At 56.5% G+C, this 6047-nt stretch carries 6 protein-coding genes and 3 pseudogenes; 2 read left to right on the plus strand and 7 right to left on the minus strand.

Features of this window, described 5'->3' with window-relative positions:
* Positions 1–17: 17 nt before the first annotated feature.
* From ATY76_RS18615 to ATY76_RS18625, 3 genes are read right to left on the minus strand one after another with little or no spacing between them, the layout of a single operon-like run.
* Positions 18–860, minus strand: coding sequence for a transporter substrate-binding domain-containing protein (locus tag ATY76_RS18615; protein ID WP_088676222.1), 843 nt, complete (start codon positions 858–860; stop codon positions 18–20).
* Between the two features lie 13 nt (positions 861–873).
* Positions 874–1665, minus strand: coding sequence for an ABC transporter permease (locus ATY76_RS18620; RefSeq protein WP_245310007.1), 792 nt, complete (start codon positions 1663–1665; stop codon positions 874–876).
* Positions 1666–1669: 4 nt separating this feature from the next.
* Positions 1670–2335, minus strand: a complete 666-nt coding sequence (locus tag ATY76_RS18625) for an ABC transporter permease subunit (protein ID WP_088676223.1) — start codon at positions 2333–2335, stop codon at positions 1670–1672.
* 242 nt (positions 2336–2577) lie between these two features.
* Between ATY76_RS18625 and ATY76_RS18630 the strand changes: the two genes are divergently transcribed.
* The gene (locus ATY76_RS18630) at positions 2578–3489 is read left to right on the plus strand and encodes a LysR family transcriptional regulator (protein WP_088676224.1); all 912 of its coding nucleotides are present in this window, start codon (positions 2578–2580) and stop codon (positions 3487–3489) included.
* Positions 3490–3626: 137 nt separating this feature from the next.
* On the opposite strand, the pseudogene ATY76_RS18635 reads toward ATY76_RS18630, so the two are convergent.
* Together ATY76_RS18635 and ATY76_RS18640 are read right to left on the minus strand one after the other, a co-directional pair.
* A pseudogene (locus ATY76_RS18635) lies at positions 3627–3984 on the minus strand (helix-turn-helix domain-containing protein); the annotation flags it as partial.
* A 324-nt stretch (positions 3985–4308) separates the two neighbouring features.
* A pseudogene (locus tag ATY76_RS18640) lies at positions 4309–4518 on the minus strand (integrase core domain-containing protein); the annotation flags it as partial.
* On the opposite strand from ATY76_RS18640, the pseudogene ATY76_RS34275 reads away from it, so the two are divergent.
* Positions 4517–5081: pseudogene (locus tag ATY76_RS34275) on the plus strand (transposase); the annotation flags it as partial. The pseudogenes ATY76_RS18640 and ATY76_RS34275 overlap by 2 nt on opposite strands.
* A 336-nt stretch (positions 5082–5417) precedes the next feature.
* Here the strand turns inward: ATY76_RS34275 and ATY76_RS18650 are convergent.
* Together ATY76_RS18650 and ATY76_RS18655 are read right to left on the minus strand one after the other, a co-directional pair.
* On the minus strand, positions 5418–5708 hold the full coding sequence (locus ATY76_RS18650; protein ID WP_088676225.1) for a hypothetical protein: 291 nt from the start codon (positions 5706–5708) through the stop codon (positions 5418–5420).
* A gap of 87 nt (positions 5709–5795) precedes the next feature.
* Positions 5796–6047 (minus strand): usg protein (locus ATY76_RS18655; protein ID WP_088676226.1); only part of this gene is annotated, 252 nt, incomplete at its 5' end.

Raw genomic sequence — 6047 nt, forward strand, 5'->3', positions numbered from 1 at the left:
GGTCGTAGAGCCAGCGTCTAGTTTGATGTACGCGGCGAAACGTCGATCTTGAACCACTGCTCGCTCAGCCGCCTCAAGGTACCGTCTCTGGTGGCGGCGTCGATGGCACTATCGAACGCCGCAACGAGTTCCCTGTCGTCTTGCCGAAGCCCGACGCCGACACCCGGGCCCCACAAGCCACCGGAGAGCTGCGGGCCGTAGAGCGTTGCAATCCCGCCATCCTTGCTGTCGAGAAAGGCTTTCCACGTGAAATAGTCGGCAAGGCCGCCGTCGATGCGCTCAGCCACGAGATCGAGATGCATGTTGTCCTGGGAATCGTAGCTCCTGATCGTCGCGACCTTTCCGAACAGTTCATTGAGCACCGCTTCCGAATTCGATGATCGCAACACGCCTAGAGTTCTGCCGTTGAGGGCGGTTCGAAGCTCCTCGATCTTTGCCCGCTTTTCAGAGTCGATGGTGGTGAGATCGAGCGCCGCCGACGTATTCGTCGGCGGAAGATCGAGATCCTTGCGCATCACAAGTTGGTTGAAACCTCCGGCGTAGGGCTTGGAAAAGGCGATCGATTTCTTCCGCTTCTCGGTTATCGCCATGCCCGACATGATCGCATCGAACTTCCCAACGGTGAGCGCCGGTATGATCCCGTCCCAGTCTTGAGGTACGAAAGTGCATTCGATCTTCATCCTCCGGCAAAGATCACGGCCAACGTCGATGTCAAAGCCGGCGAGTTGCCCTTCGGAGGTAATGGCATTCCACGGCGGCGAAGCACCTTCAGAGGCGATTGTCAGTGTCTTCCTGTCCACTGCTCCGGAGTTGTTGGCGCAGACGACAAGAGATAGGGCAAGCAGAAGTGTTCGTTTCACGACGATGTTCCTTTCATTGCTGCGTTTGATTGTTGGCGTCTGGAATGTGGACTGGCATCAAGTTCCGGCCGAGGCGAGGGACGGCTTTCGTCCGATCTTGGATTGCAGGTTGCGCCGGCGGTCGACGGCTAGCCGTCGGTGTCCAATGCGTCTCAAGGATCTGGAACCCTTGCGTGATCAAGAGGGTAAGCAGCAGGTAGAAAGCACCCGCGGCAATGAAGACTTCGTATGGAGCGAATGTCTCCGACACCAGCTGCCGGGCGAGCCCGGTCATCTCAAGTAGCGTGATGGTGCTTGCGAGGGAGCTTGCTTTCAGCATTCCAACCACCTCATTTGCATAGGCGGGAAGAGCGATCCTGAGGGCCAAAGGGAACGCGATGAATCGGGCAGTCTGGAAATGGGAAAGGCCCAAGGCTTTGGCCGCTTCAATCTGCCCACGCGGGACCGCCTGGATCCCGCCGCGCAGTACTTCAGTCGTATGGGCGGCGCTGTTCAGGGTGAAAGCGATGAACGCGCACCAGAATGGCTCTCGCATCACTGTCCAGAGAAAGCTTTGGCGGACAAGGGGAAGCTGGCCAATCCCATAGTAAACCAGGAAAAGCTGTACCAGCAGCGGCGTGCCGCGGAACGCATAGGTGTATGCCAGCACAGGCGCGGAAGCCCACGGATTTGATGATGCCCGTAGGAAAGCGAGCGGGACAGAAATGGCGAAGCCTGCGGCAAGCGATGCGAATGTCAGAACCAAAGTGAGAAAAAGGCCGCGGGGAAGGGTGAGCAACGCTTCAAGCGCGATGGTCGTGCTCATCGCCTCAAACCTTCATCGCGGGGAGCGCATAGCGCCGCTCCAAGAGCCGGAACGAAAGAAGGGACAGGCTCGTGAGGGCGAGGTAGATTGCCGACGCTGCGAGATAGAAGGGGAGCGGAGCGCGCAGTGAGCCCGCGCCTATATAGGCGACACGCATGACGTCCGTCAGCCCGACGACGGAAATCAGCGATGTATCCTTTATCAAGGAGATGCAAAGGTTGCAGAATGCCGGCAGAGCGATCGGGATCATCTGGGGAATGATGATCAGAAACCAGATGTGCAAGTTCGAAAGCCCGAGCGCCGCTGCAGCCTCTCGTTGGCCTGGCGCAACCGCCTTGATCGCTCCACGGAATATCTCTGCTGCGTACCCACTGAACACGACGGTCAATGCCGCGACACCGGCCGCAAATGCATTGATCTCGATGTAGCGACCGATAATCGTGCTCAAAAGGGCGGTTCCGCCGAAATACATGAGGAGGATAATCAGAAGTTCTGGAACGCCGCGGATAATGCCGGTGTAGGCCCGCATGCACGCTGAAACCGGCTTCCGGTTTGAGTTGCGGAGAATGGCAATAAGCAAGCCTAATAGGGTACCGAGAACGCAGCTCAAGGCAAACACTAAAAGTGTGTTCTTCAATCCGAGCAAAAATTGATCCACAAATGCGTACAATGCAACTCTCCAATATTCTCGTGAACTTACCAAAAGAGGAAATATAATCTCAGCACATTGCTAGGAATGCGCCGAGATTTAACCGGAGGTAGATTAGGTGTGCTTGCTTAACCGGCGCTATAATTCTGGCATAAATCAAAAATATACTTTGACTTGCCGTCGTCAATTTATAAGATCGGGGAAGTTTCCATAAGCGCATCTTATCAGGGCGCGTCGCTCTATCCCGATTGAGATTCTTGGCCATGGACATCACCGACTCCGGAGTGAAGATCCGCCACCTTCAAATATTGCGGGAGGTCATGCGCGCCGGCTCGGAAAGGCTCGCAGCGCAGATGTTGCGAATAACCCAACCGGCGGTCAGCCAAAACATCAAGCAGCTAGAGGAGAGTGTCGGCTTCGCGCTCTTCCGCCGGGAAAACAACAGGCTGGTTCCAACCGTCAAGGCATGGGAGTTTCTGCGCACAATCGATGCAGCGTTTGCGGGACTTGATCGGATCGGGCCTTCAATCGATTTCCTGCGGAACAACGACACGCGAATGATCGGCATCGCGGCGCCAAGTGCTTTTTCCTTTGCGACCTTGCCGAGGGTGGTCAAAAGGATCCGGGAGAGGAGCCGCTCTTACGCCGTTCAGGTAAAAACAGGAACGTACCAGCAGATTACAGAACACGTGTTAAGTGGCCGCTCGGATATTGGCATCTCCCGATTGCCTCTTGATGATCGAATCCTAGACTGGCTTCCGATCAGCTCGGCCACCAACGTATGCCTTTTCCCTGCAAATCATCGATTTGCGGCGCAACAGCTTATCACCGCCGAAGATCTCGCCGGTGAGGCGATCATCGACATCGACCCGCAATTTGCCTCTCACCAAATGAGCGTCAATGCCCTTCGATATATGGGATCCGCTCCTGATATTGCCGTGGAATATGACGCGAATGGCCACGACATTGGTTATGTCATGGCAGGGATCGGCGTCTCGATTACGAACGAGGTCATTGCGCGAGAATATGCTGACTTCCGCGTTGCGTTCCGCCGATTTCAACCAGGAGCGATGTATCACTACGTCGTCGTCTGGCAAAAAGATCGAAAGCTGAGTGACAGCCTAAGGTTTGCGCTGGAAGAGATAGTCGCGGCTGCGGCAGATCGGGCTGCTTGACGATTGCATCGGGGTATGACTCTCACACTGGAAAAACAGATCTTGCAAGTTCATGCTGAATCGCGAATCGTGCGCGGTGGGCCATGAGTGGGCTAGGTTTTTCTGCAATCATGGTTCCAGATTTTCTTTGGTCCCATGCCGGCCTCGGTCATCCATTGGGCGTAACGTCTCCTTGGCGACCGAAATCTGATGCAGTTCGATCAGTTTCTCGCGCGCCAGCGTCGGACCGAAATCCAGATGGCGTTCGCGGATCAGATCCAGCGCCGCATTGCGAAACTCCTCGCTGTGGCGCCGATTGCTTGGCCGCGATCGCTTCTTCGAAACCAGACCGGCCGCACCGGCCCGGTCATAAGCTTGCAGAAGCCGGTGCACCTGACTGCGGCTGAGATCGAGCAGCTCGGCGGCCTGGACGACGCTCAGGCGTCGATCACGGATCTTCTGAACAACTTCGAGGCGATGCAATTCTTTCTGCGACATGGTGATCAAACAGGACATCACGACTCCAAACGCTCATGGTCTCCACCTGGCTGAAGGTCGTCATCCTTGCTCCCAACGTTGGCATTGACCTGCGCGTCGAGAGGCGAGACTGTCGCATTTCTAACTGGCCCAACTGTCGCATTAATAAATAGAATGTACCCCCGCTACAGTCAAAAATCAGATAAGCGGAATTATGGAACCGCGTCTGACAAAGCTATGCGGTTCCACCAGGAGAATGTGATGAGGACCGACAGCTGCCCCATTCCCACACCGCAGGAACGCTCCTTCCTAGCCATCCAGCAAGCAGCCGAACACACGATGCTTGAAGGTGTGGCGCGCGATCATGAACCAGTCGGAGTTCAGGCACTCGGCGCGGAACTTGCCTTTAAATGACTGGATGTAGCTGTTGTCCGTCGGCTTGCCGGGCCGCGAGAAATTGAGCACCACGTCCTTGTGGTAAGCCCACAGGTCGAGGTCTCGCGAGAGGAATTCGCTGCAATTGTCCACACGAATGGAGGCTGGATAGCCGACTTGCCGGCATACCCGCTCAATAGCGGTCACGCTTCGCGAGAAGTCACTGACACTCGAGCGGACGGCGCTTGCTCCGAGGTAGACGAGATTCGCGCACGACGCGAGAAGTCGGTTTTGCTCTGCCCTCCTGTGTAGTTGCGCGGCGTATGCCGGCGTTGTTTTCGCCTGAGGAGGTCGCGAAGAAGCGATCACCCAATCCAAAGCACTTGCTACGGCTGAAGCCTCGACGCGGCTATATCGACGCGCCGCACCCGCTCGCCGTGTGCCAAATCGATCACAGGCCGCCCCGATATCAATTTCGCGGCGGTGGTCGATGACGCCGGCGTATTCGTCGCGCTGTACCTTGCCCAGGCCCTTTGCCCGAAAGACGTATGGCTGGCCACGCGCAAGCTCAATCACGCCAAGGCGATTTCGGCCGACCGCGGCTGCTTCTCACGGACTCGGCGATGGAGCTCAAGGGACACGCCTTCCAGCGCGGCTTTGTCGACTACGGGATCCGCCTCCGCGATCGCGGCCGGGTCCAATTCCGCGATCGCGGCCGGGTCCATCAAGGCGGGGTCGTTGAGCGGCTGCTGGGAAAGCTCGGCCGCGTTTGTAAAGGGTTAGTACGGCGTGGAGTATGTGTTCGTGCACGCAACGGCCACCCAAGGGTGCCGATAACGCCGCTCGGCGGTTGAACTCGCTGTAGCTCGTTTCGAAGAGAAGCTCCAAAGCTTGCGGCGAACAAATCACATACAGGGCGTCCTGAACCTTCGCCCTGATCCCGATCGAGTTGGTTCAGCCAATTCCGGATTCAAGATCCGCGACGCGAAAAATTTCGTAGCTCATACGACGGACGAATTGGATGTCGTTCCCGCATCTTCGCCACGAAATGCCCGTCCCTGGCATAGCTCGCACATCAAGTGTGCCTTGAAGCCCTTTTAGTGGACGGACCGACTGATGACGCGATGAGGGTAGGCAGCGTTGAACTGCGCCATCATCGCGCTGGCCTGCTGCAGCACACGTTCGGCCTTTTCAGGATTTTCGCGAGCAAGTTCATCGGCATTGACGCGCATAGCTTCTGCCATGCAGGCAGACATCATCGCAAAGCGTCCTTCGCCATAAATCAGCGCCTCCTGTGAAGCTTTCTCAAGCCATCGGGCGAAATCGATAATGATTTCTTCTCGTTCTGCGACGTTGGCGCTCTTGATGATATTGATGCTCTCTTCCATGCCGGCTCCACTCACACACTTTGCGCTGGCCGCGAACTCACCAGGGCAGGCAATGAGCTAGGAATATGAAAAATCAAATTCAAGAGTTCAGTGCAGCTTGAACTCGCCCTCAACGCGACGCCATTCGTTCGGTCCGATCAGGCGCTGGTGTGTATAGCGGACGGAGTGTAGGGGTCCGTCGAGGCTGGTCTTCCAAAAGTCGAGGAACTTGCGCATCTCCGGAAAGTCCGGAGCCAGATCGTAATCCTGCCAGACATAGCTTTGCAGGACGGATTCAAAATCAGGAATGCGATAGAGGATATGCGCTGTCGTCAGCCCGTAGCCGTTCAGCTGACGGTC

Source organism: Rhizobium sp. R339 (genome assembly GCF_002211395.1).
Classification (GTDB): Bacteria; Pseudomonadota; Alphaproteobacteria; order Rhizobiales; family Rhizobiaceae; genus Rhizobium.

Coding starts and splice junctions, on each gene's coding strand:
- ATY76_RS18650 (WP_088676225.1), bottom strand. CDS start 5,708: ATGGAAGAGAGCATCAATATCATCAAGAGCGCCAACGTCGCAGAACGA.
- ATY76_RS18620 (WP_245310007.1), bottom strand. CDS start 1,665: ATGAGCACGACCATCGCGCTTGAAGCGTTGCTCACCCTTCCCCGCGGC.
- ATY76_RS18630 (WP_088676224.1), top strand. CDS start 2,578: ATGGACATCACCGACTCCGGAGTGAAGATCCGCCACCTTCAAATATTG.